Annotated in this window: 14 protein-coding genes; 9 read left to right on the plus strand and 5 right to left on the minus strand. The window is 73.2% G+C overall.

Translation table 11 applies throughout. From position 1 onward, the window contains the following. Positions 1–146 precede the first annotated feature (146 nt). The 5 genes from ACZ7GX_RS35575 to ACZ7GX_RS35595 all read left to right on the plus strand — a co-directional run bounded on the left by ACZ7GX_RS35575 (position 147) and on the right by ACZ7GX_RS35595 (position 6,466). On the plus strand, positions 147–1,172 hold the full coding sequence (locus ACZ7GX_RS35575; protein ID WP_498783390.1) for an ABC transporter substrate-binding protein: 1,026 nt from the start codon (positions 147–149) through the stop codon (positions 1,170–1,172). A gap of 409 nt (positions 1,173–1,581) precedes the next feature. After that, a complete protein-coding gene (locus ACZ7GX_RS35580; RefSeq protein WP_498783391.1) occupies positions 1,582–4,578 on the plus strand; it encodes a nitrate- and nitrite sensing domain-containing protein in 2,997 nt (998 codons plus the stop codon). Beyond that, a complete protein-coding gene (locus ACZ7GX_RS35585; protein ID WP_053721145.1) occupies positions 4,575–4,997 on the plus strand; it encodes a roadblock/LC7 domain-containing protein in 423 nt (140 codons plus the stop codon). Before ACZ7GX_RS35580 ends, ACZ7GX_RS35585 begins: the two co-directional genes overlap by 4 nt. 47 nt (positions 4,998–5,044) lie before the next feature. Next, entirely contained in the window at positions 5,045–5,641 is a 597-nt protein-coding gene (locus ACZ7GX_RS35590; RefSeq protein ID WP_498783393.1) for a GTP-binding protein, read from the plus strand. 72 nt (positions 5,642–5,713) lie between these two features. Continuing rightward, positions 5,714–6,466, plus strand: coding sequence for a class I SAM-dependent methyltransferase (locus ACZ7GX_RS35595; RefSeq protein ID WP_498783395.1), 753 nt, complete (start codon positions 5,714–5,716; stop codon positions 6,464–6,466). On the opposite strand, the gene ACZ7GX_RS35600 is transcribed toward ACZ7GX_RS35595, so the two are convergent. The 4 genes from ACZ7GX_RS35600 to ACZ7GX_RS35615 form a co-directional block, all read right to left on the minus strand. Beyond that, positions 6,420–7,970: a diguanylate cyclase domain-containing protein gene (locus ACZ7GX_RS35600; RefSeq protein ID WP_498783397.1), complete on the minus strand. Its 1,551-nt coding sequence runs from the start codon at positions 7,968–7,970 to the stop codon at positions 6,420–6,422. The two genes, ACZ7GX_RS35595 and ACZ7GX_RS35600, sit on opposite strands and share 47 nt — an antisense overlap. A gap of 88 nt (positions 7,971–8,058) precedes the next feature. Beyond that, on the minus strand, positions 8,059–8,523 hold the full coding sequence (locus ACZ7GX_RS35605) for a hypothetical protein (protein ID WP_498783398.1): 465 nt from the start codon (positions 8,521–8,523) through the stop codon (positions 8,059–8,061). Continuing rightward, entirely contained in the window at positions 8,489–9,121 is a 633-nt protein-coding gene (locus tag ACZ7GX_RS35610) for an RNA polymerase sigma factor (protein WP_498783400.1), read from the minus strand. The genes ACZ7GX_RS35605 and ACZ7GX_RS35610 overlap by 35 nt, the downstream gene beginning before the upstream one ends. A gap of 218 nt (positions 9,122–9,339) precedes the next feature. After that, a complete protein-coding gene (locus ACZ7GX_RS35615; protein ID WP_498783401.1) occupies positions 9,340–10,542 on the minus strand; it encodes a S8 family peptidase in 1,203 nt (400 codons plus the stop codon). 76 nt (positions 10,543–10,618) lie between these two features. Between ACZ7GX_RS35615 and ACZ7GX_RS35620 the strand changes: the two genes are divergently transcribed. From ACZ7GX_RS35620 to ACZ7GX_RS35635, 4 genes are read left to right on the plus strand one after another with little or no spacing between them, the layout of a single operon-like run. Further along, positions 10,619–13,234: a CHAT domain-containing protein gene (locus tag ACZ7GX_RS35620; protein WP_498783403.1), complete on the plus strand. Its 2,616-nt coding sequence runs from the start codon at positions 10,619–10,621 to the stop codon at positions 13,232–13,234. Positions 13,235–13,259: 25 nt separating this feature from the next. Further along, complete coding sequence (locus ACZ7GX_RS35625) at positions 13,260–13,589, plus strand: TfoX/Sxy family protein (protein ID WP_498783405.1); 330 nt, start codon at positions 13,260–13,262, stop codon at positions 13,587–13,589. Between the two features lie 36 nt (positions 13,590–13,625). After that, the gene (locus tag ACZ7GX_RS35630) at positions 13,626–14,054 is read left to right on the plus strand and encodes a nucleoside deaminase (protein WP_498783437.1); all 429 of its coding nucleotides are present in this window, start codon (positions 13,626–13,628) and stop codon (positions 14,052–14,054) included. 58 nt (positions 14,055–14,112) lie between these two features. After that, positions 14,113–14,463 (plus strand): hypothetical protein, encoded by a 351-nt coding sequence (locus tag ACZ7GX_RS35635; protein ID WP_498783407.1) that lies wholly within the window; start codon positions 14,113–14,115, stop codon positions 14,461–14,463. Positions 14,464–14,475: 12 nt separating this feature from the next. On the opposite strand, the gene ACZ7GX_RS35640 is transcribed toward ACZ7GX_RS35635, so the two are convergent. Next, complete coding sequence (locus ACZ7GX_RS35640) at positions 14,476–14,835, minus strand: STAS domain-containing protein (protein WP_498783409.1); 360 nt, start codon at positions 14,833–14,835, stop codon at positions 14,476–14,478. Positions 14,836–14,866 lie beyond the last annotated feature (31 nt).

Genomic DNA, 14,866 nt, shown 5'->3' on the forward strand with positions numbered 1-14,866 from the left:
TCACCGAAGGTAGTGGATCAGCCTTCGAGTGTCGGTCGACTGGGGTCTTGTCGAACCACTCGTGTCACTTTGAGTGGTTCCGCAGCACCCTGTCGCTCGTGCATCCTGCCCCCGCAAAGTCTTCACTCCAACAGGAGATGCCCCCCATGACTCGAAGAGTCGGCCTCTCGGCACGAAGGATCTTCGGCGTTGTCTCCGCGGTCGCGATGCTCGCCGTCGTCTCCGGCTGCGGTCTCCTCGGTGGCTCCGAGGAGAAGCCCACCGACGCCGCCGCCGCACCGGGCAAGGTCGAAAAGGCCAAGATCACCCTTGGCCTGCTCCCCATCCTCGACGTCGCGTCGGTCCACGTCGCGATCCAGAAGAAGTACTTCCAGGAGGAGGGTCTCGAGGTCGAGATCAAGATCATCCAGGGTGGCGCCGCGGCCATCCCGGGCTTGATCAACGGCGAGCTCGACATCACCTTCGGCAACTGGGTGTCGTTCTTCGGTGCCGAGGCGAAGGAGGCGGCCAAGGCCGTCGACGGGCTCAAGCTGGTCAGCGACGGCTACCAGGCCAAGCCGGAGATGTTCCTGATCCTCGCGAAGGCCGACTCGCCGATCAAGTCGCCCAAGGACCTCGAGGGCAAGACCATCGCGATCAACACGTTCCGGAACATCGCCGAGCTCACCGCGAAGGCCACGCTGGAAGCCAACGACGTCGACCCCTCCAAGGTGACGTTCAAGGAGTTCCCGTTCCCCGACATGGAGGCCGCGGTCCAGAACGGCACGGTGGACGCCGCCTTCATGGTGGAGCCGTTCATCAGCCGGGCCCAGCGGTCCAGCGGCCAGATCACCGTGCTCGACGCGGCGTCCGGCCCCACCGCGGACATCCCGATCGCGGGCTACGCCACGACCGGGAAGTTCGTGAAGGAGAACCCGAACACCGTCGCCGCGTTCCAGCGCGCGATGGCGAAGGGCCAGCGCGACGCGGCGGACCGCCCCACGGTCGAGCCGCTCCTGGTCGAGTACGCGAAGGTCGACAAGGAAACCGCCAGCCTCGTGCACTTCGGCGAGTTCCCGACCACGCTCGACGCCACCCGCCTGCAGCGCGTGGCGGGTCTGATGCGAACCTACGGCTTGCTGGAGAAGGACTTCGACGTCAAGCCGATGTTGGTCGCCGCGTCAGGTAGCTGATCCCGCGGGGAGCCCGTCGTCGGGGCCGGGCTCCCCCGCGGGTGTTTCCCGCTCGGGTCGAGGGCGTGAAAAATCCATGAACGCCGGTTAGCGATCGTTTAGCGCGCCCACCTGTGGCCCGCGCGACAATGGTTGATTTGCAAACTACCGGCGACCTCGTCCGAACGGCGGTATGACTCGGCGGGTTTTTCCACCAAGATCCACCGGGTTTGTAGGGAAGTGTCGTTTCACCGGGCTGGGGAGTGTGCTGACGGTGCGCGGTCACGACGACCACGCCTCCGGGAGAGATCCGGAGCGGATTCAACTCGACACGGGTGCCGCTGGAAGCGGTCCACCCGACTCGGGGCCCAGCACAGGCGCCGTGCCCGGCGACCGGGGAGTGTCCCGGTGGCGGCTGCGGAACTGGCGCTTGCGCAGCAAGTTGGCCGTGGTGCTCCTGGTGCCCGCGCTGAGCACGCTGACCCTCGCCGGGCTGAGGTTGAACACCCAGCTGGACGACGTGGAGCTGTTCGGCCAGGTCCAGCGGGAGCTCCAGCTGTCCGCCCAGGTGGCGGCGGTGTCCGACGCCCTGCAGCTGGAACGCGACGCCGCGGTCTGGTTCGTCGCGGGCGGTCGCCAGGAGAACGCCCCCGAGTTCCAGACGCGCTCGAGCAAGGTCGACACCGAGGTCGGCAGGCTGCGCGACGTCGCGGCCTCCACGACCGGCGTCGACGACGCGGTGCGCGAGGCGTTCCAGAAGTCGTTGCAGTCGCTGGACGGCCTCAACGCGCTGCGGAACACGGTGACCACCACCAAGTACCCCGACATCTCGGTGCACAGCGCCTACGGCCAGGTGCTGGCCGCGCTGGCGCAGGTGCACCGCGCGACCGCGAGCAGCCTGAGCAACGAGACGATCACCCCGCTGGCCGGCGCCAACCTCGCGCTCTACTCCGCCAAGGAGCAGCTGACGCAGCAGAACTCGATCCTGCTGTCGACGGCCAAGCGCGGCGAGTTCGCGCCCGGCCAGGCCAACGCGCTGCGCGCGGCGCAGTCCCGGCTGGACGCGGCGCTCACCGACTTCGCGGTCACCGCGAGCCAGGAGAACCGGCAGCTGCTGTCGGACACCGTGACCGGCACGCCGGTCGACGCGCGCAACAGCCTGGTGCAGCTGGCGCTGGTGCAGCAGGCCGACGCCGGCGAGGTGTCCATTTCGGACGGCGACGTCATGGCGGTCGGCGAGGAGACCGCGGCGCTGCTGCGGCAGGTGTCGCAGGACCTGGAGCGGCAGGCCGACCAGGCCTCGATCGACCTGACCGAGGCGGCCCGCGCGTCCGCGTGGCGCGACGCGGCGCTGGTCGCCGTCGCGCTGGTGATCGCGTTCGCCCTCATGGCCTTCGTCGCCCGCTCGATGCTGACGCCGCTGCGCGTGCTGCGCCGCACCGCGCTGGACGTGGCCCGCAACCGCCTGCCGGACGCGATCAAGCGGATCCGGACGCACCGCGACCCGGCGCGCGCCGCGGAAGAGGCGCTGGTGCCGGTGCCCATCAACACGACCGAAGAGGTCGGCCAGGTGGCCCGGGCGTTCGACGCCGTGCAGCGCGAAGCCGTCCGCCTGGCGGTCGAGCAGGTGGCGCTGCGCGCGAACGTCAACGACATGTTCATCAACCTGTCCCGGCGCTCGCAGGCGCTGGTCGAGCGGCAGATCACCGTCATCGACCGGCTGGAGCAGGACGAGCAGGACCCCGACCAGCTGGCCAGCCTGTTCGAGCTGGACCACCTGGCCACCCAGATGCGCCGCAACAGCGAGAACCTGCTGGTGCTCTCCGGCACCACGGTCAACCGCCGCGTCACCCGGCCGGTGCCGATCTCCGAGGTGCTCGGCGCCGCGGTGTCCGAGGTGGAGAAGTACGCCCGGATCCAGATCGCGCCCGCGCCGGAGCTGAAGGTGCAGGGCCGCGTCGTCAACGACCTCGCGCACCTCATCGCCGAGCTGCTGGACAACGCGACCGCGTTCTCCAAGCCCACCACCAAGGTCACCGTGCGGGCGATCGAGACCCGGCGCGGCGAGGTGTCCATCCGCATCCACGACCGCGGTGTCGGCATGCAGGAGCAGGACGTGATCGAGGCCAACACCAAGCTCGCCGACCCGCCCGAGGTCGACGTGTCGGTGGCCCGCGAGATGGGCCTGTACGTGGTCGGCCAGCTCGCCAAGCGGCACAACATCCGGGTCACGTTGAGCAACAACGACGACATAGAGGGTGGCGTCACGGCGCAGGTCGTGCTCCCGATGGACCTGCTGCACCGCGGTCCCGAGCCGCTCGCGCCCCGGCCGGTGCCCGCCGCGCTGCCGCAGCGCCAGGCCGCGCCGCAGCTGGAGGAGAGCGGTGTCGGCGTGCTCGCGGGCGTGCCCAAGTGGACGCCGGAGATCGCGCCCGGCGGCTACGCGCCGCTGGAGCTGCCCGCCTCGACCGGACCTCAGGTCGTGCACACGCACGAGGCCGAGCCCAACGGGTACTTCCAGGTCGAGCAGACCCCGGTGGACGACCTGTTCACCGCCACCGTGACGGAGACCGTGCCGCCGCCCGGCGAAGAGGTGCCGGACTACTCGTACCCGCCCTCGGCCGCGCGGCCACCGGCGCCCGAGCCGGCCGCGGTCGAGCGGGAGGAGGACGACGCCTCCACCCAGCGGCTGCCGATCTACGAGGACGTGCTGTCGCGCTGGTTCCAGGGCGGCGAGGCCGAGGGCGGCGTGGTGCGCGGCGAGGTCGACCACCAGCCGTCCGCCGTGCCGCCGGAGACCGCGTCCGAGCGGACGATGTTCGCCGACCGCGCCGAGCTGATGGGCACCGACGGCGGCCACGTCGGCACGGCGTCGGAGCAGACCGCGTACACCGACCGGTCCGACCTGATCACCCCGCCGCCCGCGCCGACGACCAGGCCGAAGCCGCCCGAGCCGCGCGGCTCGACCCCGGCCGGCCTGCCCAAGCGCGAGCCCGCGCCGTCGGCGATCCCGTCCTCCGGCGCGTCGGCCGGTCCCGGCTGGGGCGCGGCGGCGGACGACAGCTGGACGCGGGCGACCAGCGCGCTCAAGGCGCCGGTGGACGACACGACCACCGCGGGCCTGCCCAAGCGCGTGCCCAAGGCGCGCCTGATGCCCGGTTCGCTGTCCGCGCCCTCCTCGCGCGGCTCGGCGCCCGCCCCGGCGGCGGCGCAGCCGTCGGCGAACGGCGCCACGTCGGCCGGCGTGGCCACCGCCGTGCCGCCGCGCAGGTCCGCCGACCGGTTGCGCCAGCGCTTCGCCACCTACCAGCGAGGTGTGCAACTCGGCCGCCAGGCGGGCGATGACGCCGGCATGCCGTGGGAAGGCGTGTCGTTCGACGACAACACCCCCGCCAACGGCGGGAATCAGACCAAGGAGCAGAAGTGACCACCGCAACCGAGGAACTCGAGAACTTCAGTTGGCTGGTCGATGACTTCGTCGCCCGGGTCGCGGGCGTCGCGCACGCGATCGTGGTCTCCGCGGACGGCCTGCTGCTCGCGTCCTCGGAGCGGTTGCCGATCGACCGCGCCGAGCAGCTCGCGGCCGTCGCGTCGGGCCTGGTGAGCCTGAACCTCGGCGCGGCGCGCTGCTTCGAGGCGGGTGACGTCAAGCAGACCGTGGTGGAGATGGAGCGGGGCTACCTGTTCCTGATGTCCATCAGCGACGGCTCGTGCCTGGCCGTGCTCGCGGCGCCGAACTGCGACATCGGCCTGATCGGCTACGCGATGACGCGGCTGGTCGAGCGGGTCGGCGTCCAGCTCACCCCGGAGATCCGCTCGCAGTTGCACGTCGCCATGCGCGGCTGAGGTCCCACCACCCGGCGAGGTCCTACTACTAGGGAAAGCAGAGCAACATGAGCGGTGGCGCTCCCGACCGGCCGGGGTCACCCGCGGCGAGCCTGACCGTCACGTCGACGAAGATCGTGGTGGCCGGCGGGTTCGGTGTCGGCAAGACGACCTTCGTCGGGTCGGTGTCGGAAATCGTGCCGCTGACCACCGAGGCGGTGATGACCGAGGCCAGCGTCGGCGTGGACGACCTCTCGGCCACGCCCAACAAGATGACCACCACGGTGGCCATGGACTTCGGCCGGGTGTCGCTGGACAGCGACCTCATCCTCTACCTGTTCGGCACACCCGGTCAGCACCGGTTCTGGTTCATGTGGGACGACCTGGTGAAGGGCGCGATCGGCGCGGTCGTGCTGGTGGACACCCGCCGGTTGGCGGACGCGTTCGCCTCCATCGACTTCTTCGAGGACCGCGAGCTGCCGTACGTGATCGGCGTGAACTGCTTCGACGGCCTGCTGCACCACCGCATCGAGGACATCCGGGAGGCGCTGACGATCGACGAGTCGGTGCCGATCGTGCCCTGCGACGCGCGCAACCGGCAGTCGACCAAGCAGACGCTCATCACGCTGGTGCAGCACGCGATGCGGCAGCCGATGTTCGCCTGACCCACCCCGCGCGACGGGCCGCGGCCGGAAATCCGGTCGCGGCCCGTCGCCGTGCGGGCCACACTCGCCCGAATGGCAGATTCTTTCGAGGACCCGGACCTGGCCGCCTACTACGACCTGATCAACCAGTTCGGCGACGACGACCGCTTCTACCTGGAGCGGGTGCTGGCCGCGGACGCCGTGCTCGACGTGGGCTGCGGCACGGGCACGCTGCTCAAGGCCGCCCGCGCCAGTGGGCACACCGGTCGGCTGGTGGGGCTCGACCCGGCCGAGGGCATGCTCCTGCAGGCGCGGCGCGACCCGGGCGTGGAGTGGGTGCGCGGCGACCTCGGCACGGTCGCGTTCGACGGTGAGTTCGACCTGGTCGTGATGACCGGTCACGCGTTCCAGATCTTCCTCACCGACGACGAGGCGCGCGCCCAGTTCACCGCGATCCGGCGGGCGCTCAAGCCGGACGGGCGGTTCGCGTTCGAGACCCGCAACCCCGGCGCGCGGGCGTGGGAGCGGTGGACGCCCGAGAACGGCACCGACATCGTCGGCCCCGACGGCGAGCGGGTGCGCGTCGAGCACTTCGTGGAGAGCGTCGAGGACGGGCTCGTCACGATGACCGAGACGTTCAGCAGCCCGGACTGGCCGCACCCCCGCGTCGACCGCGGCACGCTGCGGTTCACCGACGCCGACCACCTCGACGCGCTGCTGCGCGAGACCGGCTTCGACGTGGCCGAGCGCTACGGCTTCTGGGACCGCGCGCCGCTCACCGACACCAGCCGCGAGATCATCACGATCGCACGACCAGGTCCGCTCCCGGCAGGCGACCGTCGCTGACGACCAGCGCGCCGGCCGCCCGCACCAGCGGCAGCACGGCGGACAACGCCTGGTGCGCCAACGACTCCCCGGTCGGCAGGGCCGGTTCCACGGCGTGCAGGCCGTGCCGCTCCACCGCGGACAGCTCCGGCAGGCCGAACGTGACGTCGTGCAGCAGCAGGCGGACTCCCATGCCGCCCAACGCGACCAGGTTGTCCTCCACCGCGTCCAGGTCCTCGGCCGGTGCGGACAGGCACCGCGCGGACAGGCTCAGCCACAGCAGCTCCGGCGGCAGCCCCGAGGAGCGCAACGCCTCGGCGACCGGCGCGGTCAGGTCCGGGTCGCGCGACTGGTCCGGCGACAGCCGCACGAGCACCGGCAGCCCTTCGGCCGCGGCGAAGGCGCACGCCTCGTCCAGCACCCACTCGGCCAGCTGGCCGCTGAGCCCGAGCTCGTCGGCGAACCGCAGGCACTCCTCGTGCGACACCGGGCCGTACTCCGCCTCGTGCCACCGCAGCCGGGCCGCCACCGCGACCCGTTCGCCGTCCCGGTCGACCGGCGGGTAGTCCAGCGCGATCTCGCCGTTCTGCAACGCGCCGGGCATGGTCGCCACCAGCGACAGCCGGGCGCGGTCGCGGGCGTCCCGCCCGGCGTCGTAGATGCCCCACTGGCCCTTGCCGCCGCTCTCCGCGCGGCGCAGGGTGCTGTGCGCCTGCCGCAACAGCGCCATCGCGTCGGACCCGCGCGCCGACGTGCGCACGAATCCCATGCCCGCGGACACGCCGACGCCGTGCCCGGCCAGCCGCACCGGCTCGACCAGCGCGGCCTCGATCGCCTCGGCCAGCGCGGGGATGCCCGGCGTCGTGGGCGAGTCCTCGATCAGCACGACGAACTCGTCGCCGCCGATGCGCGCGACCGTGGCGTTCTCCTCCTCCGCCACCACCGCGGTCAGCCGCCGCGCCACGACCCGGAGCAGCTCGTCGCCCGCCTCGTAGCCGAGGCCGTCGTTGACGATGGCGACGCCGTCCACGTCCAGGTAGCACAACGTGATCGAGCCCGGCCGGCCCAGCGCCTGCTCCAGCCTGGGCAGGAAGCTCTGCCGGTTCGGCAGCCCGGTCAGCACGTCGTGCAGGGCCTGGTGGCGCAGGTAGTCGCGCAGCACCCGCTGCTCGGTGGTGTCCTCGACCACGGCGACGTGCCAGCGCGGCCGGCCGTCGGCGTCGCGCACCACCGACAGCGCCACCTCGGTCCACATCGGCTCGCCGGCCGCGTCGGTGAACCGGCGCTGCGTCCTGACCTCGTCCGCGGCGGACGGCGTGGCGGTGAACAGGGTCGCCAGCTCCTCCGGCGGCAGCATCGCCTCCAGCGCCGGGTTGGCGCCCACCAGCGCGCCGCGGGCGTCGAAGATCGCGATGCCCGCCGTGGAACCGACGAAGACCTGCCGGAACAGCTCCGGCAGCGCCCACGCCTCGACCGCCGTGGGAGCGCTTCCCCCGGCGGTGGTGACGCGGACTGGCTCGGTCATGGGTGGGTGTGCGGCGGTGGGTGAAGATCAGGTCACCGCGCATCTTCCGGACCCGTGGCCACCGGCGTCAAGGTTTCACCGGATCGGGTTAAACACACACCCAGTCGGTCATCACCGTCGTGCCGCCGACCTCGCAGCGGAACCGGACGGGTCCCGACGGCGGCGGGCCGAGCAGGAACATGCCCAGCTCGTCCAGCTCCGCCTCCTCCACCGGCCCGGTCGCGGTGACGAGCGCGACCCGGCCCGGCCCCGCCGGCAGCACCTGGCCCGCGACACCCGCCTCGGTCACCTCGACCTGCACCGACACGCCGTCGGCGTCGAACACGAGCTGCCGCGCGGTCTGCGTCGCCCGCGCCCGGCCCGCCAGCTCCGCGTCCAGCACGGAGTCGTAGCTGGTCAGGGCGATCAGCTCGGCGTCGACCGTGCGCCACGCGAACGCCGCCCGCGCGGCGTCGAGCAGGTGCTCGGGCACGTCGCGCTCCTCGGCGAGCGCCTCGCCGAGCTCGCGCAGCAGCACCTCATCGCTTTCCCACCCCGGATCGTCCCTCAACACCGACCACACCTCCTCCGCCCACCGGCCGCGGCTCGACCAGCTTCAGCACCGCGGGAGTCTTGCGCAACTTCTCCAGGCACCTGATCCGGGTGGGTCCGATGCTGCCCACCGGCATCGCCAGCTGCTCGGCGAGGACCGCGTAGCTCGGCGGCGGGTCGGCCATGAGCCTGGCCAGCAGCACCCGGCACGGCTCCGACAGCGAGCGGAATCCCTCGCGCAGCGCCTGCCGCCGCTGGGCGGCCTCCAGCTCCTCGTCCAGGTCCGCGACCGCGTCGTCCGGGCTCGCCGGCTCGTCCTCGGACCGCGGGTCGTACGGCAGGGTGCGCTGCTGGACCCGCAGCACCCGCAGGCACTCGTTGCGGGCGGTCGTGGCGATCCAGCCGGGCAGCGCGTCCGCCTCCCGCAGGTTGCCCAGCTGCTCCACGAGCCGCAACCACACGGTCTGGTGCACGTCCGCCGCGTCCGCGTGCCGCAACCGGTGCCGGTGCACCACCGCCAGCACCAAGGGCGAGAAGCGCGCGACGATCTCGTTCCACGCGCGCTGGTCGCCCTCCGCCGCCGCGCTCACGAGCGCGCCGATCGGCGAAGCAGGGGTCACGTCCCCTCCTCTGGTCCAGGGGATGCTGCGCCTCCGCCCCGGTCTGCGCCGGCGCGGACCCCAGCCGGGTCACGGACTTCGGATTCTTCGCTGCCACACACTACGGAGTCGCGACCGGGTCGCGAGATACAGCGTTGACGGCCGCTGCTTCGCCGGTGGCGGCCCGGTCGCCTGGAAGCCGACCTCGCGAGGCGTCGGGCCGGGTCCGCGTGATCGGCCTACTCGACCAGCACCCCGTAGCCGGGGAAGAACTCCGGTCGCCCGACCAGCAGGTGGTCGCGGGCCTGGACGGCGGTCAGGCCGCGCTCGGTCATCGTCGCGGCGATCCGCCCGGCCACGTGCGGCGCGGCGAACGAGGTGCCCAGCCAGTAGGCGAACCGGTCGAAGACGTCCACCGGCAGGCCCGGCAGCTCCCACCGGCCTTTGAGGAACGTGCTGGTCCGGTTGCCGACCGCGCACGCGTCGACCCAGTGCCCGTGGTTGGCGTAGCAGGCCGGCGCACGGCTGCCGTCGCGCTCCTCGGCGACCCCGGACACGGCGACGACGCCGGGCAGCGCCGCCGGCCAACTCGGCCGCGTGGTGCCCTGGTTGCCCGCCGAGGCCACCACGACGACGTCGCGCGGCAGGCCCGCGAGCGCCCGGCGGATCGGTTCGGAGGCGGTGTCGTCCTGGGTGAAGCAGCCCATCGAGACGTTGACGACCTGGACCTTCTCGTCGAACGACGACAGCGCCCGGGCGAACTGCTCCTCGGTGCCGAGACCGTTCGGGTCCAACGCCTTCTCCGGGTCGAACCGCACGCCCGGCGCGGCTTGCCGGACCACGCCCGCGACGAACGTGCCGTGGCCGCCTTCGAGGGCGAACACGTCGGTGTGCCGGTAGGCGGCGTCGACCTCGTCCGCCTTGGGGACGAACGCGTCGCCGAGCCACCGCGGGTGGTCGATCGCGGCGCTCGCCGAGATGCCCGTGTCCACGATGCCGACCACGACGCCGCGGCCGAGGTCGGTGCTCGCCGGGTCCGGGTCCTTCAGCGGCGTGCCGACGCGCGGCGGCTCGCCCGGGTTGCCGTGCATGTTGCCGCCGTGCCCGACGAGCACGTGGTGCGGCTGCACGTACGGCGTGCGCTCGCCGGGCCACTGGGCGGGGTCGCGCAGCAGGCGGACGATCTCCGGGATGTCGTCGGAATCGCGGGCCAGCACCAGCCGGGCCATTCCGGCGAAATCCCGGCCGCGGGAGTTGCCGATGTTGTTCTGCGCGAGTTTCCGGGCGACCCGGTCGACGTCCTCGGGAATGGTCAGCAGCTCACCGGCGACGAAGAGGAATTCCCGGCCGCGCTCGGGGTGGAGGCGGTAGCTCTTGTGGTCGCGGATGGCCTGTTGGAAGGCCTCCTGGTAGAGCCCGGAGCGATTCGATGGTTCGGACACCGAGGCCTCACAGCGACGTCGACGGGTGCCGGGTGTGAGCAAGCTACCACAGCCGACTTGGTAATAAGGTGGGTTCGTGGCAGGGGTTTCCGCCGCCGCAGCGCTGGAAGCCCGGCAGCGGGACCCGCGGGCGGCCATCGAGATCGGCCGGTCCGCGCTGCGGGCGGCGCGGGCTTCCGGCGACGACGAGGAGGCCTCCGCCGCGCAACGCGCGATCGGTCTCGCGTTCCGCGAGTTGCACGAGTTCGACGCGGCGCTGCGCCACTTGCGCCATTCCGTGCGCATCGCCGAACGGGCGGGATCGGCGCGTTCGGCGGCACTCGCCCGGATGAGCCTCGCGTTCGTGCTGTCGAACACCGGGCGGCACGCCCAGGCGTTGCGCGCGATCAACGCGGCGCTGCCGAACCTGCGCGGCGTGGACGCGGGCAGCGGCCGGATGCAACGCGGCCTGGTGCTGCACTACCTGTGCCGGTACGACGAGGCGTTGCGCGAGTACAACGCCGCGATCGAGGTGGTGCGCCGGTTCGGCGAGCGGCTGGTGGAGGCGCGGGCGCTGAACAACCGCGGGCTGCTGCGCGCCTACACCGGCGGCCTGCGCGCGGCGGACGAGGACTTCGACCGCGCGGCCGCGCTCTACCGGGACCTCGACCAGGCGCTCGCCGTGGCCGACGTCCGCTGGAACGCGGGCATCTCCGCGTCGCGCGCGGGCGACGTGCCGCGGGCGTTGACGATGTTCGCCGAGGCCGAGCGGGAGTACCGGCGGCTGGCGGTGCCGCGGCCCGCGCTGCTGATCAACCGGCTGGAGCTGCTGGTGTCCGTGCCGCTGCTGGAGGAGGCGCGGGCGGCGGCCGACCGGGCGTTGGGCGAACTGGGCGGCGACCTGGTGCTGGCCCGGTCGGAGGCGTTGTTCTACCGGGCCAGGGTCGCGTTGCTGGAGGGCGACCTGGACCGGGCCGTGGAGATGGCGGTGGCCGCCCGCAAGGGCTTCCGCCGCGAGAAGCGCGAGGTGTGGGCGGAGGGCGCGCGGCACGTGGAGCTGCGCGCGGCCTACCTGAGCGGGCAGCGGACCAGGGCGCTGGTGACGGCGTTGACCCGGGTGGCGGGCCGGCTGGACGCGCTGGGGTGGCGGATGGCGGGCCTGGAGGCCCGGGTCGACGGCGCGCTGGTCGCCCGCGACCTCGGCGACCGCTCGCGCGCCGTGGCGGAGCTGACCGCGGCGGGTGCGGCCCGGCGCGGCGGACCGGCGGCGCACCGCGTGCAGGGCTGGTACGCCGAGGCGTTGCGGCGCGACCTGCTCGGCAACACGCGCGGCGCGCAGATCGCGTTGCGGCGCGGGTTGGCGCTGCTCGACGAGTACCGGGTGTCCCTGGGCGCGACGGAGCTGCGGGCGTTGAGCGGGGCGCAGGGCGCGGCGCTGGCGTCGGAAGGCCTGCGCACGGCGGTCGCGGGCGGCCGGGCCGGACGGGTGCTGAGCTGGGCGGAGGCGTGGCGCGCGGGCGCGCTGCGGATGACGCCCGCCCGGCCGCCGGAGGACTCCGGGCTGGCCGACGCGCTGGCCGAGCTGCGCGCCGTGACGGCGGACCTGGAAGCGGCGTCCACGGCGGGGCGTCCGACGGCGGCGCTGCGGCAGCGGCAGGTGCGCGGCGAGCAGCGGGTGCGCGAGCTGACCCGGCGCACCGGCGGCGGTGGCGCGGTGTTCAAGCCGCCCGCGGTCGGCGAGCTGGCCCGGGCGCTGGGCACGTCGGCGTTGGTGGAGTACGTCGACCACGACGGCGAGCTGCTGGCCGTGGTCGTGGCGGGCGGCCGGGCGTCGCTGCACCGGCTCGGCCCGGCGGCCGGCGCGCTGCGCGAGCTGCGGCTGCTCCGGTTCGCCCTGCACCGGCTCGTGACGCTGCCCGATCACGTCGACCGCACCCCGGTGCGCGCGGGCGCCGAGCACGCGGCCCGGTTGCTGCAGAACCGGCTGCTGGAACCGTTGCGGCGGCGGCTCGACGACCGTCCGCTGGTGCTCGCGCCGACCGGCCTGCTCGGCGGCCTGCCGTGGTCCGCGCTGCCCGCGTGCCGCGGCCGCGCGGTGACCGTGGTGCCGTCGGCGACGGTGTGGCTGCGTGCGGCGACGTCCGAGCTCGTGTCGCACGACCGGGTGGTCCTGGCGGCGGGGCCGCGGTTGCCGGCCGCGCCGACGGAGATCACCGCGATCGCGTCGCTCGGCCCGGTCCGGCCCTCGGTGCTGGTGGGCGGCGCGGCGACGGTGGACGCGGTGGCGTCGGCGATGGACGGCGCGCCGCTGGCGCACGTGGCTGCCCACGGCTCGTTCCGCGCGGACAACCCGCTGTTCTCCGCGCTGGAACTGGCCGACGGCCCGCTCACCGTCTACGACCTCGAACGGCTGCGCACACCGCCCGCGCGGGTCGTGCTCTCGGCGTGCGACTCGGGCCTGTCGGCGGTGCGACCCGGCGACGAGCTCATGGGGTTCACCGCCGCGCTGCTCGGGCTCGGCACGCGCACGCTGGTCGCGCCGGTCATCCCGGTGCCAGCCGAGGTGACCACGCCGCTGATGGTCGACCTGCACCGCAGGCTCGGCGCGGGCCACCCGCCCGCGGAAGCGCTGGCGGGCGCGCAAGAGGCGCACCGGGACGACGGCGACGTGGCGTTCGCCGCGAGCGCCGGGTTCCTGTGCTTCGGCGCATGAGGATCGAACACGGGAGGACCGGGAGATGGCGTTCGACGAGCACCTGGCCGAACGGATCCGCGACGAGATCGGCGACCTGCCCGGCCTGAGCGCCAAGCGGATGTTCGGCGGCGTCGCGTTCCTGCTGCACGGCAACATGCTCGTCGGCGTGATGGGCGACGACCTGATCGCCCGCGTCGGCCCCGACGCGGCCGAGGAGTGCCTCGTCCTGCCCGGGACGCGGGTCTTCGACCTGACCGGCAAGGTGATGCGCGGCTGGGTCGTGGTGGACGGCTCCGAGCTGGACGAGGACTCCGGCCTCACCGACTGGATCGGCCGGGCCCGCGAGTTCGTCGAGACCCTGCCGCCCAAGTAGGTTGGCGCCGTGGACAAGAGCGCGGACGCACGGGACATGCTGGCGGTGGCGGTGGCCGAAGCGCGCGCCGGGCTCGCCGAGGGCGGCATCCCGATCGGCGCGGCCCTGTTCGCCGCCGACGGCACGCTCCTGGGCCGCGGCCACAACCGGCGGGTGCAGGACGGCGACGCCTCCACCCACGCCGAGACCGCCGCGTTCCGCGCCGCGGGCCGCCGGGCGAGCTACCGCGACACCGTCATGGTCACCACGCTGTCACCCTGCTGGTACTGCAGCGGGCTCGTTCGCCAGTTCGGGATACCCCGGGTGGTGATCGGCGAGGCCCGGACGTTCCACGGCGGTCACGACTGGCTCGCCGAGCACGGTGTCGAGATCACGCTGCTGGACGACCAGGCGTGCGTCCGGCTGATGACCGACTTCATCGCCGCCAAGCCCGAGCTGTGGTTCGAGGACATCGGCCAGGATTAACGCGCCGCGCCGCACGGCGACACAATCCCGACACGGGCCGACGCCACCATCGGCGGGCATGGAACCGTGGCACGTCGACGAAACACTGGCCTCCCTGGTGCTGGCCGAGGGCGCGGTGGCGGTGGAGGTGCCGGCCAGCTGGGGCGCCGAGGTCAGCACCCACCTCCGCTCCGCCGGACCGCTCGGGCCGATCCTCGCCGTGCCCGGTCCCCGGCTGCGCTGGCTGTTCCTCGCCAGACCCGACCCGGAACCCGTGGCGGGGCACGTGCCGCCGCCCGACGTCCGCTACTGGCACGGCCCGCGGCGCGTCCCGGCGGCCGAATCGCGGTGGGTGGTGCCCCCGGCGGGCGCACTGCCCCCGGTGGGGGCGGTGCGCTGCGCCATCAGGACGGTCCGCCGGTTCTGGTAGGGCGACGGCGCCCTAGAACCGGTCCAACGCCTCTTGCACGGAACCGACGACGGTGAACACCGAGCTCAGCCCGGTCGCCTCGATCGGCCGCTGCGTCGCCCGGCTGGTCGCCACCAGCACCAGCGGCACGCCGAGCGCGCTCGCCCGCTGACTGCCGACGACCAGCGACTCCAGCCCGGCCGAACCGAGGAAGCGCACCCCACCGAGGTCCACCACCACACCGCGCACGTTCTCGACCAGGTGCTCCGTGAGCGGCCTGGTCAACTCCTCCGCGCTGCTCGTGTCCAACTCGCCCGACACGTGCAGCACAACCACGCCGTCCGCGGGTCTGTCGACCCGAACGGAAGCGAGCGTCGCCGCGGGTTCTGGCACGCCGGTACTCCTCTCACTCAGCGACGCCGGC

The organism is Actinosynnema sp. NPDC037264 (assembly GCF_055603705.1).